Origin of the sequence: Pseudomonas sp. HLMP, from assembly GCF_046365545.1 — a bacterium.
In the GTDB taxonomy this organism is placed as follows: domain Bacteria; phylum Pseudomonadota; class Gammaproteobacteria; order Pseudomonadales; family Pseudomonadaceae; genus Aquipseudomonas; species Aquipseudomonas guariconensis_B.
Genome location: NZ_JBDLLR010000001.1, coordinates 2,039,530 through 2,058,765, shown reverse-complemented (window position 1 = coordinate 2,058,765; position 19,236 = coordinate 2,039,530). Strand labels below are relative to the sequence as shown.

At 65.1% G+C, this 19,236-nt stretch carries 10 protein-coding genes and 2 pseudogenes; 5 read left to right on the top strand and 7 right to left on the bottom strand.

What is annotated here, in order from left to right; all coding sequences use genetic code 11:
* Positions 1–102: 102 nt before the first annotated feature.
* Positions 103–2,238, bottom strand: coding sequence for a DNA helicase RecQ (gene recQ / locus ABFA30_RS09680; RefSeq protein ID WP_225789757.1), 2,136 nt, complete (start codon positions 2,236–2,238; stop codon positions 103–105).
* A 257-nt stretch (positions 2,239–2,495) separates the two neighbouring features.
* On the opposite strand from recQ, the gene ABFA30_RS09675 reads away from it, so the two are divergent.
* Both ABFA30_RS09675 and ABFA30_RS09670 read left to right on the top strand, forming a co-directional pair.
* Positions 2,496–3,083, top strand: coding sequence for a YecA family protein (locus ABFA30_RS09675; RefSeq protein ID WP_225789758.1), 588 nt, complete (start codon positions 2,496–2,498; stop codon positions 3,081–3,083).
* 7 nt (positions 3,084–3,090) lie between these two features.
* Positions 3,091–3,456, top strand: a complete 366-nt coding sequence (locus ABFA30_RS09670; RefSeq protein WP_225789759.1) for a YbaN family protein — start codon at positions 3,091–3,093, stop codon at positions 3,454–3,456.
* Between the two features lie 3 nt (positions 3,457–3,459).
* Here the strand turns inward: ABFA30_RS09670 and ABFA30_RS09665 are convergent, their stop codons facing one another.
* Together ABFA30_RS09665 and ABFA30_RS09660 are read right to left on the bottom strand one after the other, a co-directional pair.
* A complete protein-coding gene (locus ABFA30_RS09665) occupies positions 3,460–3,819 on the bottom strand; it encodes a cupin domain-containing protein (protein WP_225789760.1) in 360 nt (119 codons plus the stop codon).
* A 403-nt stretch (positions 3,820–4,222) separates the two neighbouring features.
* Positions 4,223–10,447 (bottom strand): retention module-containing protein, encoded by a 6,225-nt coding sequence (locus ABFA30_RS09660; protein WP_410045373.1) that lies wholly within the window; start codon positions 10,445–10,447, stop codon positions 4,223–4,225.
* Positions 10,448–10,929: 482 nt separating this feature from the next.
* On the opposite strand from ABFA30_RS09660, the gene ABFA30_RS09655 reads away from it, so the two are divergent.
* From ABFA30_RS09655 to ABFA30_RS09645, 3 genes are all read left to right on the top strand, one after another.
* Entirely contained in the window at positions 10,930–12,303 is a 1,374-nt protein-coding gene (locus ABFA30_RS09655; protein WP_253080915.1) for a TolC family outer membrane protein, read from the top strand.
* Between the two features lie 67 nt (positions 12,304–12,370).
* Complete coding sequence (locus ABFA30_RS09650; protein WP_225789850.1) at positions 12,371–14,506, top strand: type I secretion system permease/ATPase; 2,136 nt, start codon at positions 12,371–12,373, stop codon at positions 14,504–14,506.
* Between the two features lie 11 nt (positions 14,507–14,517).
* Positions 14,518–15,873: an HlyD family type I secretion periplasmic adaptor subunit gene (locus tag ABFA30_RS09645; protein ID WP_253101258.1), complete on the top strand. Its 1,356-nt coding sequence runs from the start codon at positions 14,518–14,520 to the stop codon at positions 15,871–15,873.
* Between the two features lie 21 nt (positions 15,874–15,894).
* On the opposite strand, the gene ABFA30_RS09640 is transcribed toward ABFA30_RS09645, so the two are convergent.
* From ABFA30_RS09640 to ABFA30_RS09625, 4 genes and pseudogenes are all read right to left on the bottom strand, one after another.
* Positions 15,895–16,506: a tRNA-uridine aminocarboxypropyltransferase gene (locus ABFA30_RS09640; RefSeq protein ID WP_225789764.1), complete on the bottom strand. Its 612-nt coding sequence runs from the start codon at positions 16,504–16,506 to the stop codon at positions 15,895–15,897.
* Positions 16,507–16,581: 75 nt separating this feature from the next.
* A pseudogene (locus ABFA30_RS09635) lies at positions 16,582–17,562 on the bottom strand (methyl-accepting chemotaxis protein); the annotation flags it as partial.
* A gap of 282 nt (positions 17,563–17,844) precedes the next feature.
* Positions 17,845–18,141 (bottom strand): annotated as a pseudogene (locus ABFA30_RS09630) (PAS domain-containing protein); the annotation flags it as partial.
* Positions 18,142–18,283: 142 nt separating this feature from the next.
* Positions 18,284–19,177, bottom strand: coding sequence for a LysR family transcriptional regulator (locus ABFA30_RS09625; protein WP_225789766.1), 894 nt, complete (start codon positions 19,175–19,177; stop codon positions 18,284–18,286).
* Positions 19,178–19,236: the final 59 nt, after the last annotated feature.

Sequence of the window (19,236 nt, the reverse complement as noted above, 5' to 3'; positions counted from 1 at the left end):
TAACCATGCCCCGGGCCAACAGGCAAGGCTCGCCAGCCCGGAAACGTCCGATAATCGTCAAAAAGGATGACAAAGGTCAGCGGATGGCCGAAATGCCGGCGATCAGAGTTCGAACTCCGCCGCCAGCGCCGCCCGTACGCAATGCAGTACCCCTTCCGGCACCCGCGACCCGAACTGCGGGATCACCGCAGACACCGGCGGCAACTCGCCTTCGCCATCGAGGAAGGTGTCCTGCACCTCCATCAACAGGTCCTCAGGCAGATCCAGGGCCTGCTCCAGGCTCAGTTCCTGGCGGCCGATGGCCTCGGCCAGCAAGTTGTAGACATTCTTCTCGGTGCAGTCGAGCTGGCCGGCGATCTGTGCCGGGGTCATGCCGGCGCGAGCCAGGCTGACCAGTTCGTGACGCAGGTCGAGCACCACCTTCGGCGCCGCTTCGCCGCTGCCGCCGTTGAGCACCTCGAGGAAGGCTTGGCCGTAGCGCTCCAGCTTGCGCGCACCGACCCCACTGACCTGGGCCATCTCGCTGAGGCTGGTCGGCTGGCTGCGCAGCATCTCCAGCAGCGTCGAGTCGGGGAAGATGACATACGGCGGCACGCTGTGTTCCTCGGCCAGCTTGCGCCGCAGGGCACGCAGGGCCTCCCACAGCTCGCGCTCCTCGCCACGCACCAATTGGCTGGCCGGGCTGCCGCCGGAGGCCTTGGCCACGGCCTGCGGCTTGAGATCGCGGCGCAGTTGCAGGTTCACTTCGCCACGCAGCAGCGGCCGGCAACTGTCGGACAGCCGCAGGCCGCCGTAGCCCTCCAGGTCGATGTCCACCAAGCCACGGGCCACCAGTTGACGGAACAGCGAACGCCATTCGACCTCCGCCATGGCCTTGCCGACACCGAACACCGAAAGCTTCTCATGGCCGAAGTTGCGCACCTTCTCGGTGTCCTTGCCCAGCAGCACGTCGACCAGGTGGCCGACGCCGTAGCGCTGGCCCGTGCGGTACACCGCCGACAATGCCTGGCGGGCCGGCTCGGTGGCGTCCCAGGTCTGGATCTGGTCGACGCAGTTGTCGCAATGGCCGCAAGGTTGCTCGAGGACCTCGTCGAAATACGCCAGCAGGGCCTGGCGGCGGCAGCGGGTTTCCTCGCAGAGGGCGAGCATGGCGTCGAGCTTGTGCTGCTCGATGCGCTTGTGGCGCTCGTCGCCGTCGGAGTTCTGCAGCATCTGCTTGAGCATCACCATGTCCTGCAGGCCGTAGGCCATCCAGGCGTCGGACGGCAGGCCATCACGGCCGGCACGGCCGGTTTCCTGGTAGTAGGCTTCCAGCGACTTGGGCAGGTCCAGGTGGGCGACGAAGCGTACGTTGGGCTTGTCGATACCCATGCCGAAGGCGATGGTGGCGACCATGATCAGCCCTTCCTCGTTGAGGAAGCGGTGCTGGTTGGCCGAACGAGTCTCGGCGGCAAGGCCTGCATGGTAGGGCAAGGCCGGGAAGCCCTGCTCGCAGAGGAAGGCGGCGGTTTCGTCGACCTTCTTGCGTGACAGGCAGTAGACGATACCGGCGTTGCCCCGCCGCTCGCCGAGAAACGCCATCAACTGCTTGCGCGGCGACTCCTTGGGCACGATGCGGTAGAAGATGTTCGGCCGGTCGAAACTCGACAGGAAACGCTCGGCCCCCTGCAGGTGCAGGCGCTGGACGATCTCTTCGCGGGTGCGCATGTCGGCCGTGGCGGTCAGGGCGATGCGCGGCACATGGGGGAACAGCTCGGCCAATTGGCCCAACTGCAGGTACTCGGGACGGAAGTCGTGGCCCCATTGCGAGACGCAGTGGGCCTCGTCGATGGCGAACAGGGCGATGTCCAGGGTGCGCAGGAACTCCAGCATGCGCGGCTGCACCAGGCGCTCCGGCGCCAGGTACAAAAGCTTCACCTCGCCGCGGCGCAGGCGCCCGGCCAGCTCGCGTTGCTGCTCGGGGCTCAGGGTCGAGTTCAGCGACGCAGCGGCTACGCCCAGCTCGTCGAGGGTAGCGACCTGGTCGTCCATCAGCGCGATCAGCGGCGAGACCACCACCGCCAGGCCTGGGCGCAACAGCGCCGGCACCTGGAAGCACAGGGACTTGCCACCACCGGTGGGCATCAGCACCAGCGCATCGCCGCCACTGGCCACGCATTCGATGATCGCTGCCTGGCGCCCCCGGAAACTGTCGTAGCCGAAGATATCCTTGAGGACACGCTGAGCCTGTTCGAGCATTGCACACTCCAAAATCGCCATACCATCCTGGACACAGGCTGGACGAAAAACCCGCTGCCCACACTCGTGAATGCGTAAGCGGCTTTTGCCGGAGGACCGGGAAACGGCGCCCCTGGATGAAAAATCGCGGATTATACCCCACTGCCCGGCTGCACAGGGTGCCCCGGGATCTTCCCGCGACAGACGTTCCCTTTGCCCCGCATCCGCCGCAAGGTGCTAGAATTCACTATCGTTTATTCCCCCAAGGTAGCCCTGTAATGTCCTTCGCCGAGCAATTGACCCGCCTGCAAGCCTTCCTCGACGCCGACGATCTGCACGAGGAAGCGCTGGACTACGTCGCCGCCCATGGCTACCTGACCGCGCTGTCGATCTGCTCGGAAGACGTCCCCGAGCGCGAGTGGATCGACGCGCTGTTCGCCGAAGAGCCCCACTACGCCAGCGAAGCCCAGCGCACCGAGATCGAGGCCACGCTGGTGGCGCTCAAGGCGCATATCGGCCGCCAGCTGGCCAGCGACGACGAATTCGAGCTGCCTTGCGACCTGGACCTGACCGACGAACCGGACGATTCCGACCTGCGCGGCTGGTGCATCGGCTTCATGGAAGGCGTTTTCCTGCGGGAGGAAGCCTGGTTCGAGAACGCCGAGGAGGAAGTCAGCGAGATGCTGCTGCCGATCATGGTCGGCTCGGGCCTGTTCGACGAACAACCCGAGTTCGCCGACATCGCCAGCAATGCCAGCCTGCAGGACGACATGATCGTGCAGATCCCCGAGGCACTGACCGCGCTGTTCCTGCTGCTGCACGCCCCTGACGAGAAACCGGCCCTGCTCAAGCCGCGCCATCACTGAGCCAGCTGTGCGCTACCTGCTGCTGGCCATTGGCTGGCTCAGCGTTGCGCTGGGGGTGCTGGGAATCTTCTTGCCGGTGTTGCCCACCACGCCCTTCCTGCTGCTCGCGGCGGCCTGTTTCGCCCGCAGCTCGCCGCGTTTCCACCATTGGCTGGTCCATCATCCCAAGCTGGGCCCGTGGATCCGCGACTACCTGAGCGGCGCCGGCATCCCGCTCAGGGGCAAGGTCTACGCCATCGGCCTGATGTGGGCCAGCATCAGCCTGTCGTGCTACCTGGTACCGCTGTTCTGGGCGCGCGCCTTCATGCTCGCCAGCGCGGTGCTGGTGAGCTTGTATATTCTCAAACAGAAGACCTTGCGCCGGCCTGGTTGAAACTCAGTTGCAGAGCCTCGAAGGCACCGACTCGATCACCAGTAGCAGGCAGCCCTGTGGCGAATACAGCCAGTGTTCGGAGTCGGGACCGTAGACCAGGCTGTCGCCGGCGTGGAACACCTGCCCGTCGGCATCCATTACCTCCCCTTCCAGTATCTGCAACAGCTCTGTGGCTGTATGCCGGTGCGGCAGCGAGCGGCTGCCGGGGCTCATTTTCATCCAATAGCCCTGCCAGGGGCCGGTATCAGCCAGGGTCGTCCAGGCGACGCCATCCAGCAAGCGATCGCCGAGGCGCATGGGTTGCCAACAGACTTCGGTGGGGCGATGTATATGGCGCTTGGGTTTGGCATTCGACGGGGTCATGGCGGTGCTCACGGAAGGTCCGCGTGGGAGTCTAGCCTGCAGGAGCGATGCAGGTACCATGGTTGCGACCATCGTTTGCACCGCAACGCCAGCCTGGCCTGGGGTAGATGGCAAGGGCAAACCCCGATGCCTGTTGGGGCTGCTTCGCAGCCTATAGCCGACAAGCCGGCTTCCACAGATATCCCTGCATGGCACATGATTCGCGAGCACCGCCGGACCCTGGGCGCCGGCTTGCCGGCGATGGGGCACGAAGCGGCCCCAAATTCCGCAGAATCTGGGGCGCCGCAAGTGAAGTGGCGTGCAGGATCATGTGAGCGGGCTTGCCCGCGAATATGCCCGAAATCTCACCCCACCACCCGTTGGAAAAACTGCGCCAGTGGGACCAACAGGAATACCGCCCCCCTCACACCGTATCCACCTTCAACGAATGATCGTTGAGCATGCCATTGATGATGGTCGCCGTATCCTGCCCCGCCGCGATCATCCCTCCCGCACCCGCCGCGACGCCATAGTGCTGGGCAAGGTCGACCCCGGCCAGGTCGATGGTCTGGGTCGGCGCGGCGCCTGCCACGCTGCTGACCTCGATGGTCGAGACCACCTCGGTACCGGTGCCGTTGACCTTGAAGTGCAGGTAGTCGTCCAGCGACGCGGCGCTGGCGCTCTCCCCCTGGAGCAACTGCGACAGATCGAGACTGTCGCTGCCCGGCGTGAAGTCGGTGACCGTGTCATGGCCGGTGTCGCCCTTCTGCCAGACGAAGGTGTCGTTGCCGCTGCCACCGCTCAGGGTATCGTTGCCCGGCCCACCGATGAGAATATCGTTGCCCGCACCGCCCTTGAGCACGTCGTTGCCCAGCCCTGCGATGAGCAGGTTATCGGCGCCATTGCCGATCAAGGTGTCGTCATGGTCCGAGCCGATCAGGTTTTCGATGCCCACCAGGGTGTCGATACCGGCACCACCGGTGTCCTGCGGCCCGCCCGCGCTGAGGTCGACGACCACCCCAGCGTCGGCCGAGGCATAGCTGGCCGTGTCGATGCCAGCCCCACCGATCAGCAGGTCGTCGCCATCACCGCCCTGGAGGGTGTCGTTGCCCTCGCCGCCCACCAGCACATCGTCGCCTGGCGTGCCGTCGAGGGTATGCTCGCCCGGGTAGACGATGCTCGCCGTGGCGGAGGCGCTGCCGCCTGGGTGGTCGTTGTGGGTATCGCTGCCGCTGAAGGCCCCGCGCTCGGCGTGGCTATAGTCGATCAGCATGTTGAGGTTGTATTTCTCTGCGGCCTTGTCGTTACCTGAAGCATCTGCCGCACGAGCCAGGTGGATGCTGTACACCCCGTCATGGCTGGCCGTGAAACTGTCGCCATTGGCAATGGCCTGGTAACCGCCGCTGGCCGCCTTCCATTCCATCATCAGGTTGCCCATGGGGTGGTCGTGGTCGAGCTTGAGGGTCTCGCCCTTGCGTAGGGTAACGTTGATCACATCCCCCTCGTTGGCGTTGCCATTGCTGATCGCCCCCAGGTAGCCCGCGATCACCAGGGCGGCGGTCATCGAGCCGAACGAGCCGGAGAAGGCGCTGCGGTGCAGGTCGAGAATCTTCTGGTAGGCGTTGGTGTCGCTGTCCCAGCAACTGACCATCTTGCTGTCGCGCACGTTGATGGTGATGGTCGTGGTGCTTTCATCGCCGTCTGCGTCGCGGATGGTGTAGACGAAGGTGTCGGTGGCGCCGGACGGCGGCACGCTGTTGGGTTTGGCGTGGTAGACCGCGTTGCCCTTCGCATCCAGCGTCAGGTAGCCGTACTGGCCCATCACCTGGGTATTGAGCTGGCCCGTCGCCGAGGATGAGGTGTCCGACCCGGCGCGCACGCCGACCACATACTTCCCGTCATTGACCACATCCGCGCCGACTATGTCGTTGTCCAGCACGTTGCCAGTCACCGTGCGGCCTTCGATCACCGAGGTTTCATCGCAATGTGCCCTGGGCACGTCGTCGACGATGGTGATGACGATGCTGTTGGTCGTCGTGTTGCCCAGGGAGTCCTTGACCTGGTAGGTGAAGGATTCGGTGACGGTATTGGGCCCATCGTTGCCAGGGTTCGGCGACTGAGGCGCCGAGGTCAGCGTATAGGTGTAGGTGCCATCGCTGTTCAGTTGAATCTGGCCGTACTGGCCGGCAGCATTACCCACCAGGCTGTAGGTCAGTGCACCGACACCGCCGATGACCGAGCCGACCAGGGAGCCGGACGCCGTCTCGCCAGTCGAGTGCGGATCGCTGCCGGTCACGGTCCCGGCGGCCAGGTCGTGGCCATCCTTGCACAGGTCCAGGGCCTTCTCGTAGACGGTGACGTCACGGTCCTCGCAGGCGACCATCTTGCTGTCGCGCACGTTGATAGTGATGGTCGTGGTGCTTTCATCGCCGTCCGCATCACGGATGGTGTAGACGAAAGTGTCGGTGGCACCGGACGGCGGCACGCTGTTGGGGTTGGCGTGGTAGATCGCGTTGCCCTTCGCATCCAGCGTCAGGTAGCCGTACTGACCCATCACCTGGGTATTGAGCTGGCCCGTCGTCGAGGACGATGTGTCCGACCCGGCGCGTACACCGACCACGTACTTCCCATCACTGACCACGTCCGCGCCGACCACGTCGTTGTCGAGCACGTTGCCGGATACGGTCCCGCCCTCGATCACCGAGGTTTCATCGCAATGTGCCCTGGGCACGTCGTCGACGATGGTGATGACGATGCTGTTGGTCGTCGTGTTGCCCAGGGAGTCCTTGACCTGGTAGGTGAAGGATTCGGTGACGGTATTGGGCCCATCGTTGCCAGGGTTCGGCGACTGAGGCGCCGAGGTCAGCGTATAGGTGTAGGTGCCATCGCTGTTCAGTTGAATCTGGCCGTACTGGCCGGCAGCATTACCCACCAGGCTGTAGGTCAGTGCACCGACACCGCCGATGACCGAGCCGACCAGGGAGCCGGACGCCGTCTCGCCAGTCGAGTTCGGATCGCTGCCGGTCACGGTCCCGGCGGCCAGGTCGTGGCCATCCTTGCACAGGTCCAGGGCCTTCTCGTAGACGGTGACGTCGCGGTCCTCGCAGGCGACCATCTTGCTGTCGCGCACGTTGATGGTGATGGTCGTGGTGCTTTCATCGCCGTCTGCGTCGCGGATGGTGTAGACGAAGGTGTCGGTGGCACCAGCCGGGGCCACGCTGTTGGGGTTGGCGTGGTAGACCGCATTGCCCTGGGCATCCAGGGTGAGGTAGCCGTACTGACCCATCACCTGGGTATTGAGCTGGCCCGTGGCGGAGGTCGAAGTATCGTTGCCAGCACGCACGCCGACCACGTATTTCCCGTCGCTGACCACGTCCGCACCGACCACATCGTTGTCGAGCACGTTGCCGGATACGGTCCCGCCCTCGATTACCGAGGTTTCATCGCAATGTGCCCTGGGCACGTCATCGACGATGGTGATGACGATAGTGCTGGTAGTCGAATTGCCCTGTGAATCCTTGACTTGGTAAGTGAAGGATTCGGTGACGGTATTGGGCCCATCGTTGCCAGGGTTCGGCGACTGCGGCGCCGAGGTCAGCGTATAGGTGTAGGTGCCATCGCTGTTCAGCTGAATCTGGCCGTATTGACCGACGGCATTACCCACCAGACTGAACGTCAGCGCACCCACGCCGCCACTGACCGAGCCAGCCAGGGACCCGGAAGCGGTTTCATCCGTCGAATTCGGATCGCTACCCTCGACAGTACCGGCCGCCAGGTCATTGCCATCCTTGAGCAGATCAAGTGATTTCTCATGGACGGTCACTTCGCTGTCCGGCCCAGCGATCAGCGAGCAGTCATCAATCCTGATGGTGATGGTCGTAGTGCTCTCGTCACCGTCCGCATCGCGGATGGTGTAGACGAAGGTGTCGGTGGCACCAGCCGGGGCCACGCTGTTGGGGTTGGCGTGGTAGACCGCGTTGCCCTGGGCATCCAGGGTCAGGTAACCATACTGGCCCATCACCTGGGTATTGAGCTGGCCCGTGGCGGAGGTCGAAGTGTCGTTGCCAGCACGCACGCCGACCACGTATTTCCCATCACTGACCACGTCCGCACCGACCACATCGTTGTCCAGCACGTTACCGGCCACCGTACCGCCTTCGGTGACACTGGCGAAGTCGCTGTGAGCCGTCGGTACGTCATCGACGATGGTGATGACGATGGTATTGGTGGTCGTGTTGCCCAACGAATCCTTGACCTGGTAGGTGAAGGATTCGGTGACGGTATTCGGACCGTCGTTGCCAGGGTTCGGCGACTGCGGCGCCGAGGTCAGGGTATAGGTGTAGGTGCCGTCGCTGTTCAGCTGAATCTGGCCGTATTGGCCAACGGCATTACCCACCAGACTGAACGTCAGCGCACCCACGCCGCCACTGACCGAGCCAGCCAGGGACCCGGAAGCGGTTTCATCCGTCGAATTCGGATCGCTACCCTCGACAGTACCGGCCGCCAGGTCATTGCCGTCTTTGAGCAGATCAAGGGCTTTCTCATAAACGGTCACTTCGCTATCCGAAGCGGCGATCAGTGAACAGTCGTTCACGTTGATGGTGATGGTCGCGGTGCTCTCATCGCCATCCGTATCGCGAATGGTATAGACGAACACATCGCTGGCGCCGGGCGGGGCAACTGCGTTCGGGTTGGCCTGGTACACCGCGTTGCCCGCCGCATCGATGGTCAACGTGCCGTACTGGCCGACGATGGCAGTGTTCAGGTTGCCGATCGCCGACGTCGAGGTGTCGGCGCCGGCCCGTGCCCCCACCACCACATTGCCGGTGCCTGCCTGGTCGGCCCCCAACTGATCGTTGTGCAGGACATTGCCGCTGACGGTGCCGCCCTCGACCACGCTGGCGGTGTCGGCTTCGGCCGTAGGCACGTCATCGACGATGTTCACGTCCAGGCTGCCGGTGGCGGTACTGCCATCGGTATCCTTGGCTATGACGGTGAACTGCTCCTGCAGGCTGTTGTTGCCGCCGCCGTTGGGATGCCCCTCGTTGTCGAGCAGGGTATAGCTGTAGCTCACCACCCCGGTGGCGGGGTCGTAGCCGGTGATGGTCAGGGTATTGCCCAAGGGCGTGGTGATCGACTGCGGGAAGCCCGCCACGGTGCCGCCGCTGACCACGCTGATGCCGCCGACGTTCAGGCTCTGCAGGCCGTCCGGCGCACTCACGGTGAAGGTGCCGGCCTGGGTCAGGGCGCTCGGGTTCGGTGCGCTGCCATCGGCCAGGTGCTTCTCGTGCACGGTCAGTTCGCCACCTTTCACGTCCAGGCCGCCCAAGGTCACTGGGTCGTCCAGGTTGCTGACGTTCAGGGTCAGGGTCGCGGTGCTGGTATCGCCATCGGCATCGCGGAGGGTGTAGGTGAAGGTTTCCACCCCCTTGTCGCCACCGGGCAGGTTCTTGAAGTCTGGATCGTTGGTGTTGAGCGTGTAGGTGTAGGAGCCATCGGCAGCCAGCACCAGGGTGCCGTAGGTACCGGTGAAGGTACCGGCCACCACCGGGCCGCTCGGCACACGGTCGGCGCCCTGCAGGTCGTTGGCCAGGACATTGCCAGTCAGTTCGGTGTGCTGCTCGGTGGCGGTGACGGCGTTGGTGTCATCCCGTGCCTTGGGCACGTCGTCGCGGATGATCACATCCAGCGAACCAGTGGCGACATCGCCATCGCTGTCGCTGACCAGCACCGGGAAGTGCTCGCCCAGCGTGTTGCTCCCCGCCCCGTTCGGGTGCTGCTCGGCACCGCTGAGGGTGTAGCTGTAGCTCACCACGCCAGTGGCCGAGTCGTAGCCGGTGATGGTGAGCACATTGCCCAAGGGCGTGGTGATGGATTGGCCGACACCCGTCACCACCCCACCGGTGACCACACTGATACCACCGACACTGAGGTTGAACACACCATCGGGCGCCACCACCGTGAAACTGCCATGCTGGATCAGCGCCGACGGGGCGGCGGCCGAGCCGTCGGGCAGGTGGGCCTCGTCCAACAGCAACTCGCCAGGCTTGACGTCCAGCCCCTCCAGGCTCACCGGGTGATCCTCCGGCGGGTTCACCGGTGGTGGCTGCAGCGGTGCACCCCGGTTGCCGTCGCCGTCCACGCTACGCTCGCCCAGGTAGCGGTTGGCAAGCTCCGGAATGCCATTGAAGCCCGCCGTGGGGAAGCCGATCTGCGGATCGACCCGCCCGGCGACCTCGGTCAGCATCACGAATGTGTGACCGCCGCCCAGGGCGCCTGGGGCACCATTGGCATTGTTGCCCGCGGCGGGGGCCTCGGCTTCTTCGGTCGGGTCGGCGCCCGCGGCGATGGCCTGTTGCAAGCGCTCGACATCGCTGAGCTGGGCCTGGCTGTGCGGCGTGTCGTGGGTCTGTACAGGAGGGGCGCGGTTGGCCAGCAGGTCCGTGGTCATCTCCAGGCTACTGTCGCGGCCCAAGGTGAGCTCGGCGCCGTTGTGCAAACGCACCGCCACGGCACCGGCGGCGCCGGTTACCAGCTGTTCGCCGGCGAACAGGCGGTCGCCCTCCACCAGCAGGCGACGGCCACCGTCGCTACCTACCGCCAATACCTGGCCGACTACCTTGCTGACCACACCGACTGACTTAGCCATGCGCATGCCTCCCCTGCCGATAGGCTTTTCGCAGCGACGGATAGGCCTGCCCAAGCGGCCAGCGGCCCGTCTCGTACACCTCGGGCCACTGTGGTCACGAGGACGACGAACGCCCCCTGCCGGGACGGATCCGACGATAGACTGATGGAAAATAGCCACTATTTAATGACAATTTTTTGTCGCCAAATTCCATCTTTGCCGTTATCGCCTGTGTCCTTAGCTGCAAAAAATCTGGAACTTTTTCTGACGCCCGAAAAACGCCGAATGCAGTGGGTTTTACCGGCCCATGACTAGAACAATGTCCGGTATTTCCTGGACCGCATAAGTTTTTTTTCGCATAGCGTTTATGAAAAATTCTTCTTAGCTGGCCCGATAAATGTTCTTAGCTCTGTTGTTACAAACCTGAAACGGTTTCACCCTGCTTTTTTCGTCATTTTTTTGGCGATCGCAGGACCTCATTCGAGACCAGGGAGATGTACCCCATGCGCGTTCTGACCCCCATCACCAGTGCAATTCTGTTGGCCATGGCGTGTGCCAACGTTCAGGCGATGTCGATCACGGAGGCCGTCCAGAGCGCCGTGGACCAGCATCCGGAGATCAGTGCCAGCCGCAACAGCCGGCTTTCCGCCGACGAGGATGTGAAGTTCGCCCGCGGGGGTTACTACCCAAGCGTCGACCTGGTCGGCGGCTACGGCCGCCAGCGCTCGGACAACACCAATACCCGCGGCTTCAACCCAGACGGGACGCGCAACCACAACAAGGAAACCCTCAGCTACACCCAGTCGGAACTGCGCCTGCGGCAGATGCTGTTCGACGGCTTCAACACCGCCAACGAAGTGGGCCGCACCGAGGCGGTGGCCAACTCGCGTGCCTACTTCACCCAGGCCACGGCCGAGACCGTGGCCCTGCGCGCCGTCGAGGTCTACCTCGAAGTGCTCAAGCGCCGTGAACTGGTGACCCTGGCCAAGAACAACCTGCAGGCCCACCTGCGGGTCAACGACCAGATCGGCCTGCGCAGCGAACGTGGCGTGGGCAGCACCGCCGACCTCGACCAGTCCCGCGCCCGCCGGGCCCTGGCAGAGAACAACCTGGACACCGCCGAAGTCGACCTGGCCGACGCCGAAGCCAACTTCTACAGCGTGGTCGGGCGCCTGCCCGACGAGCTGGAAACGCCGGTGACCATCAAGGGCGAGGTGCCCTCCTCCCTGGAGCAGGCGCGCCAGGGCATGCTGGAGAACAACCCCTACCTGAAATCGGCCCAGGCCGACGTGAACGCTGCCGAGCAGCAGTACGAAGTGGCCAAGTCGCCGTTCTACCCACGCCTGGACGCCGTGCTGGCCACCGGTGCCAACAACAACATCGCCGGCCAGCGCGGCCACGACAACAACGACTGGCAGGCTGGCGTCGAGCTCAGTTACAACCTGTTCCGTGGCGGCAGCGACAAGGCGCGCCTGCAATCGGACGCGCACAAGATCAACCAGGCCATGGACATTCGCAACAATGCCCTGCGCGAGCTCAACGAGAACCTGAGCCTGGCCTGGAACGCCATGAACAATGCCCGCAAGCAGACCCCGACCGCCCGCGAGTACGCCGAGACCACCCAACGGGTACGCGCGGCCTACCAGGACCAGTTCGGCCTCGGCCAGCGCACCTTGCTCGACCTGCTCGACAGCGAGAACGAGCTGTACAACGCCAACCGTCGCTACACCGAGGTGCGCTACACCGAGGAGTTCTCCATGTACCGGGTCCTGGCGACCATGGGCCAGTTGCTGGGCAAGCAGCGTATCTCGCTGCCACCGGAAGCCATCGCCAAGAGCGAAGTACGCAACCAGGCCAGGTTGCCCGAGATGCGTTGAGCCGGCACGAAACAGGATCGTTCGGATCGGGCCCCCACCGCGGCAGGAGTAGGCCATCGTGACCAGTATGCAAAGCGCGCAGCCGCGCCTGGATGTTGATGATCCGCTGCTCGATGGCCTGCTGATCCTGTGCCGGCTGCACGGCTGCACGGCCAGCCGCGCCAGCCTGTGCAGCGGGCTGCCCCTGGCCGAGCAACGGCTGGCCCAGGACCTGCTGCCCCGCGCCGCCGCCCGTGCCGGCCTGCAGGCCCGTCTGTTGCGCCGGGAGCTGGCCGCCATCTCGCCGCTCAACCTGCCGGTGCTGCTACTGCTCGACGAGGGCCGCAGCGCCGTGCTGCAGCGCTGGGGCGATGACGGCCGGGCGCTGATCCTGCCGTGCGAGGCCGAAGGCGGCGAGCAGTGGGTCGAGCGCCAGGCACTGGAACAGGCCTACGCTGGCCAAGCCCTGTTCGCCCGCCCCCGGCATACCCTGGAGAACCTGCGCAGCCCCCTGCTGCCGAGGGTCGAGGCCTGGTTCCGCGACACCTTGAAGCACTCCCGCTGGCTGTATGGCGACGCCCTGCTGGCCAGCCTGCTGATCAACCTGCTGGGCTTGATGGTGCCGCTGTTCGTCATGCAGACCTATGATCGGGTGGTCCCCAACCAGGCTCTGTCGACCCTCTGGGTACTGGTCGCTGGCCTGTTCATCGGCACCGCCTTCGAGCTGGTGTTGCGCACGGTGCGCGCCCACTTGCTGGACCAGGCCGGCAAGAAGACCGACCTGATCCTCTCCGCCACCCTTTTCGAACGCATCACCGGCATGGCGATGAAAGCCCGGCCCGCCACCATCGGGGGGTTCGCCCAAAGCATCCACGACTTCCAGGGCCTGCGCGAATTCCTCACTGCGGTGACCCTGACCAGCATCATCGACCTGCCCTTCGTGGCCTTGATGCTGCTGGTGATCGGCCTGCTCGGCGGCTGGCTGGTGCTGATCCCGCTGGTGGCCTTCCCCGTGGCCGTGGGCTTTGCCTTGTTCATCCAGGTGCGCCTGCGCGACACGGTGCAAAAGAGCCTGAGCCTGGGCGCGGTCCGCCAGGCCCTGCTGATCGAGACCCTGGGCGGGCTGGAAACCCTCAAGGCCTGCGGCGCCGAGAGCGAGCGCCAGTACCAGTGGGAGCACACCAACGGCGCCATGGCCCGGCTCGATGCCCATGCCCGCAACCTGTCGTCCCTGGCCAGCAATGGCACGCTGTTCATCCAGCAGTTCTGCGGCATGGCGACCATCGTCGCCGGGGTCTACAGCATCATTGCCGGCAACCTCAGCGTCGGCGCCCTGGTCGCCACCTACATGCTCGGCAGTCGGGTGCTGGCGCCGCTGGGCCAGATCGCCGGGCTGATCACCCGCTACCAGCAGGCCCAATTGACCATGCGCAGCACCGATGCGTTGATGGCCCTGCCCCAGGAACGTCAGCCCGAACAGCAGGCCCTGGCCCATACCACGCTCAAGGGCGGCCTGGCCCTGAGCCATGTCACCTTCCGCTACCCGGGCCAGGCCGCCCCTGCCCTGCAGGACGTGAGGCTGAGCGTCCAACCTGGCGAGCGCATCGGCATCATCGGCCGCAGCGGCTCGGGCAAGAGCACCCTGGCCCGCCTGCTGATGGGCTTTCACCACCCGGACGAAGGCCAGGTCCTGCTGGACAACCTGGACCTGCGCCAGCTGGATGTCGCCGACCTGCGCGCCCAGTTGGGCTATGTCGCCCATGACCTGCCGCTGCTGGCTGGCAGCCTGCGCGACAACCTCACCCTCGGCGCCCGCCACGTCAGCGACGCACGCATGCTCGAGGTGGCCGAGCTGACCGGCGTCAGCGAACTGGCCCGCCAGCACCCGCAAGGTTTCGACCGACCAGTGGGTGAGCGCGGCCAGTTGCTTTCCGGCGGCCAGCGCCAGGCCGTGCTGCTGGCTCGGGCACTGCTGCTGGAGCCACCGATCCTGATCCTCGACGAACCCACCAGCCACATGGACAACAGCAGCGAGGAGCAACTGCGCCAGCGCCTGCAGGCCTGGGTACCGGGCAAGACGGTGTTGCTGGTCACCCACCGCACCTCGATGCTCAGCCTGGTGGACCGGCTGCTGGTGCTGGACAACGGCAAGATCGTCGCCGACGGGCCGAAGGACGCGGTCATCGACGCCCTGCGCAAGGGCCGCATCGGCACGGCCCTCTAGGAGGTATGTCCATGTCCCTCGGCCACAACGTACGCAGCGCCCTGCCGGGCTCGTCCAAGGCTGCCGAACGCGACTACATGCCGGAACTGGCCGGCGCCACCTTGCAGGATTCGCCGCGCCTGTCGCGCCTGACCGTGTGGCTGGCCGCCCTGCTGTTGCTGGTGGCCCTGGTCTGGGCCCACTTCGCCGTGCTCGACGAAGTGACCGTGGGCGAGGGCAAGGCCATCCCGTCGAGCAAGGTGCAGGTGGTGCAGAACCTCGAAGGCGGGATCGTCACCGAGATCTTCGCCCGCGAGGGGCAGATGGTCGACAAGGGCGCCACCCTGCTGCGCCTGGACGACACGCGCTTTTTGTCCAACAAGGGCGAGAGCGAGGCCGACCGCTATGCCCTGACCGCGCAGGTCGAGCGTCTGTCGGCCGAGTCCGAAGGGCGTCCACTCGAGCTCTCGGAAGAGGTTCGCAGCAAGGCCCCGCAGGTGGCCGAGGACGAGATGGCCTTGTACACGTCGCGCCAGCGCCGCCTGGCCAGCGAGAAGCAGACCCTCAACGAGCAACTGCGGCAGAAGACCCAGGAGCTGGCCGAGTTCCGCTCCAAGGTCGAGCAGTACCGCTCGGCACTGTCGTTGCTGCAGCAGGAGTTGAACATGTCGACGCCGCTGGTGGGGACCGGCGCCATCTCGCCGGTGGAGATCCTGCGCCTGAAGCAGCGCACGGTCGAGGCCCGCGGCCAGCTCAACGCCACCAACCTGGCGATCCCCCGGGCCGAAGCGGCGGTGGCGGAGATCAAGAGCAAGATCCAGGAGTCCGAGGCCACCTTCCGCTCCGAGGCGGCCAAGGAACTCAACGACAAACGCACGGAGCTGTCGAAGATCACCGCCTCCAGCATCGCCATCGACGACCGGGTCAAGCGCACCACCGTGGTGTCGCCGGTGCGCGGCATCGTCAAGCTGCTCAAGGTCAACACCATCGGCGGCGTGGTGCAGCCGGGCAGCGACCTGGTGGAGATCGTGCCGATCGAGGACAACCTGCTGATCGAGGCCAAGGTCCGGCCACAGGACGTGGCCTTCCTGCATCCGGGGCAGACGGCGATGGTCAAGTTCAGCGCCTACGACTACACCATCTACGGCGGGTTGAAGGCCACGCTGGAGTTGATCGGTGCCGATACCGTCACCGATGACAAGGGCAATGCGTTCTACCTGATCCAGGTGCGGACCGAGAAGAACCACCTCGGCGGGGATGACAAGCCACTGCTGATCATTCCGGGGATGGTGGCCACGGTGGATATCATCACCGGGCGCAAGAGCGTGCTCGACTACCTGTTGAAGCCGGTGCTCAAGGCCCGGACCGAGGCGTTGCGTGAGCGGTGATCGCGGTTTGGAGCAGTGCGCCTATTGGGGCTGCTTCGCAGCCCCATGATTGCGCCCGAACGTCTCGTCGCCCATGGCCCTGATCTGCCCCTCGATCAACGCATCGAACGGCCGCAGCAACGCATCGAAGCGCCCCTCCCCCTCCAGCACGTTCAACGCCTGCACCAGCGCCTCGATGGTCGACAACGCCCCCGGCCCAGGCGCCTTGCGCAGCCGGTAGCGTGAAGGCTCGGCCTGCTCCAAGGTCACGCGCGGCAGGGCCTCCAGCAGCGGGTTCAGGTACAGCAGCTTGCGTGCCTTGCGCCAGGTGCCATCGGGTACGACCAGCAGCAACGGCCTGTCGTCGGCGTCGGTGCAGGCCGTCAGCCCCTGCGCCGATTCTCCGGGGAACAGCAATACCGGCCGATACCCCGAAGCGGCCAGCAGCGCGTCCAGGTCGTCGAACACCTCACCCACGCGCAACTCGGCATTGACCAGGCCAAGGGCAGCCAATCGGGCGGTATTCAAGGCATGCGAACGTTCACTCGGGTGCTGCAACAAAAGCACACGGGTGCGGCTGTCGAGGCGGGGAATCAGCGGGCAAAGGCAGTGGTCGAGCGGACGCAGGCAGCGTTCGCAGCGGGGTCTGGACATCGGCTTCTCCTTACCGAGCGCAGTGTGCCACAGCCCAGCGCAAAAGCCCCACTTCCCTGTGGGGGAGACGAAACCTCAACGGTTGAAACGTTCGGCCAGGCTGTGCAGGTACTCGGCCATGCGCTCGAGGTCCTGGCTGATCTCGGCCCCCTGCTTGGCCTGCCCCGCGCTCTCGTCGCACAGATGAGCGATCCGCACGATCTGCTGGTTGATGTCCTCGGCGACATGGCTCTGCTGTTCCGAAGCCGTGGCCATCTGCTGGCTCATGCCGGTGATGCGGCTGACCGCCTGGACGATACCGGCCAATGCCTGCTGCACCGCCTCGACGCTGTGCACACTATCGCGGGAGATCTGCTCGCCACGGCTGGCCGTGGTCACCGCCCGCTCGGCACCGCTGCGCAGGGACGCGATGATCTGGTGGATTTCCTCGGTGGAGGCGCGGGTCCGCTGGGCCAGGGAACGCACCTCATCGGCCACCACGGCGAACCCCCGCCCCTGCTCGCCGGCACGCGCCGCCTCGATCGCGGCATTGAGCGCCAGCAGGTTGGTCTGCTCGGCGATGGAGGTGATCACGTCCACCACGCTGCCGATCGACTGGGTCTGCTCGGCCAGGGCATTGACCGCCTGGCCGATGTCGTTGACCGCATCGCTCATGCTGCCCATCGCCTGCAGGCTCTGCTGCGCCAGTTCGCTGCCCTGCTGGGCCAGCTGGTCGGCGTCGCTCGCGGCATGGGCGGTGTTCTGCACGTTGTGGGTGACCTCCTGGATCGTCGCCGCCATCTGTGCGATGGCGGTGGCCGACTGGTCGGTCTCGCTGCGCTGGCGATCGAGCATCTGCGCCTGCGCATCGGACAGATCGGCCGACTGCGCGGCCCGCGACTTGACCCCCACGCCCGCATCCACCAGACGGGTGAGCGCCGTCTGCAACCGGGCCTCCTCGCTGATGATGGCCAGGTCCAACTGCCCCTGCAGCCCCGGGTTATCGCTGTAGGTCAGGGCCACCAGCGGGCTGGTGAAGGCCTTGGGATGCTCGTCGAGGGTGCGCCGGATAGCCTGGTTCTGCCGATGCTCGACCCAGTACCAGGCGCCCAGCAGGCTGGCCATCAGCAGCGCCAGCGCCGCGTACTGCGGCAGCCAGAGGTAGCCGGCGGCCGACACCAGTCCCGCGCCGATCAGCGGCAGACCATGCCTCAACCCGTGTCCCAGACGTGCGGCCCAGGGCACCGGCGAGCGCCCGGCCCGCAGGCGGGCATAAAGCGCCTCGGCCCGGCGAATCTGCTCGCGGGTCGGCACCGAGCGCACCGACTCGTAGCCACTGATGCGGCCATTCTCGTAGATCGCCGTGACATAGGCGCTGACCCAGTAGAAATCACCGTTCTTGGCGCGGTTCTTGATCACCCCCATCCACGGTTTGCCCTGCTTGATGGTCTCCCACATGTGGCCAAATACCGCAGGCGGCATGTCGGGATGGCGCACCAGGTTGTGCGTCTGGCCGACCAGCTCGTCGTAGGTGAAGCCGCTGATCGCCACGAATGCATCGTTGCAGTAGGTGATGCGGCTGTTCAGGTCGGTGGTGGAGATCAGCCGCTGGTCGGTGGGGAAGGTTCTTTCGTGCTCAGTGACGGGCAAGTTCATGCGCATCTGGGCGGTCCTTGCTTCATTGGAGGTGGGAAATTTTATCAGGACACCTAGATGTTTAGCAGAATGCCACTACCCCTGGGGCCGAGTTTGTAGGAAATTTTTACGGCATGACGAAGTGTCTTGAACACGACCTGCGTCAGTTGACGTTCAACTGCGACTTGAGCAGGTCGCGGAATGTCTGGATCAAGGGTTCCCGGCTGCGTCCACGGCGGATGATGAGGGAAAACGGTGCCTGGTAACCGAAGGTGGCCGGGGACAATACCCGCAAGTCGCCCTTGTCGACCCAGGCCTGGGCATAATGCTCGGGCAGGTAGCCGATGTAGGCGCCGGACAGGATCAGGATCAACTGCGCCTCCATGCTCTCCACCGTCGCCGCGCTGTGCTTGAAGCCATGCCGGGCCAGCTCCGCCTGGCTCCAGTAGCCTCGGCCGACCATGCGCTGCTGGGTGATCACCTGCTCGGGGATGCGCCGCTCGCCGAACAACGGGTGGCGGCTGCTGCAATACAGCCAGTGCTGTTCACGGTAAAGGGGTTGGTAGACCAGCCCGCTCATGCGCGAAGAGAAGGCGCCGATGGCCAGGTCCAGGCGATTGTCCTGCACCCCCAGTTGCAGCTCGTAGGGGCTGGAGACCGACAGGTGCAAATGCACCGCCGGGTGCTCCTGGCTGTAGGCGCCGATGGCCTCGGCCAGGGGCAAGGCGCGGTCACCGACGGTGGAGTCGATGACCCCGAGATTGAGGGTGCCGCGCAGCTCGCCCTTGAGCGCTGCGGCGTACTGCTCGAAGCCGTCCAGCTCCGCCAGCAGGCGCAGGGTCTCCTGGTGGAACAGCTCGCCCTTGCTGGTCAGGCTGAAACCACCGCGGCCACGGTGACAGAGGACGATGCCCAGGGTGCTTTCCAGCTGGCTCATGTAAGTACTGATGGCCGAGGTGGACAGGTTCAGCTCGCGCTGGGCGTTGGCGAAGCCCTGATGGCGCACCACGCTGACGAAGATACGCAGCAGTTTCAGATCGGGCAGGGTCGAGGCCATGGTGCAACGGTTCCGCAGGGTGGAAATGGCCAGAGTCTAACCCGGCCCAGCGCCGTTAG

Bases quoted from the DNA above. Each gene is read 5' to 3' on its own strand.
- recQ (WP_225789757.1), bottom strand. From the start codon at position 2,238: ATGCTCGAACAGGCTCAGCGTGTCCTCAAGGATATCTTCGGCTACGAC.
- ABFA30_RS09675 (WP_225789758.1), top strand. From the start codon at position 2,496: ATGTCCTTCGCCGAGCAATTGACCCGCCTGCAAGCCTTCCTCGACGCC.
- ABFA30_RS09665 (WP_225789760.1), bottom strand. From the start codon at position 3,819: ATGACCCCGTCGAATGCCAAACCCAAGCGCCATATACATCGCCCCACC.
- ABFA30_RS09660 (WP_410045373.1), bottom strand. From the start codon at position 10,447: ATGGCTAAGTCAGTCGGTGTGGTCAGCAAGGTAGTCGGCCAGGTATTG.
- ABFA30_RS09655 (WP_253080915.1), top strand. From the start codon at position 10,930: ATGCGCGTTCTGACCCCCATCACCAGTGCAATTCTGTTGGCCATGGCG.
- ABFA30_RS09650 (WP_225789850.1), top strand. From the start codon at position 12,371: ATGCAAAGCGCGCAGCCGCGCCTGGATGTTGATGATCCGCTGCTCGAT.
- ABFA30_RS09645 (WP_253101258.1), top strand. From the start codon at position 14,518: ATGTCCCTCGGCCACAACGTACGCAGCGCCCTGCCGGGCTCGTCCAAG.
- ABFA30_RS09640 (WP_225789764.1), bottom strand. From the start codon at position 16,506: ATGTCCAGACCCCGCTGCGAACGCTGCCTGCGTCCGCTCGACCACTGC.
- ABFA30_RS09625 (WP_225789766.1), bottom strand. From the start codon at position 19,177: ATGGCCTCGACCCTGCCCGATCTGAAACTGCTGCGTATCTTCGTCAGC.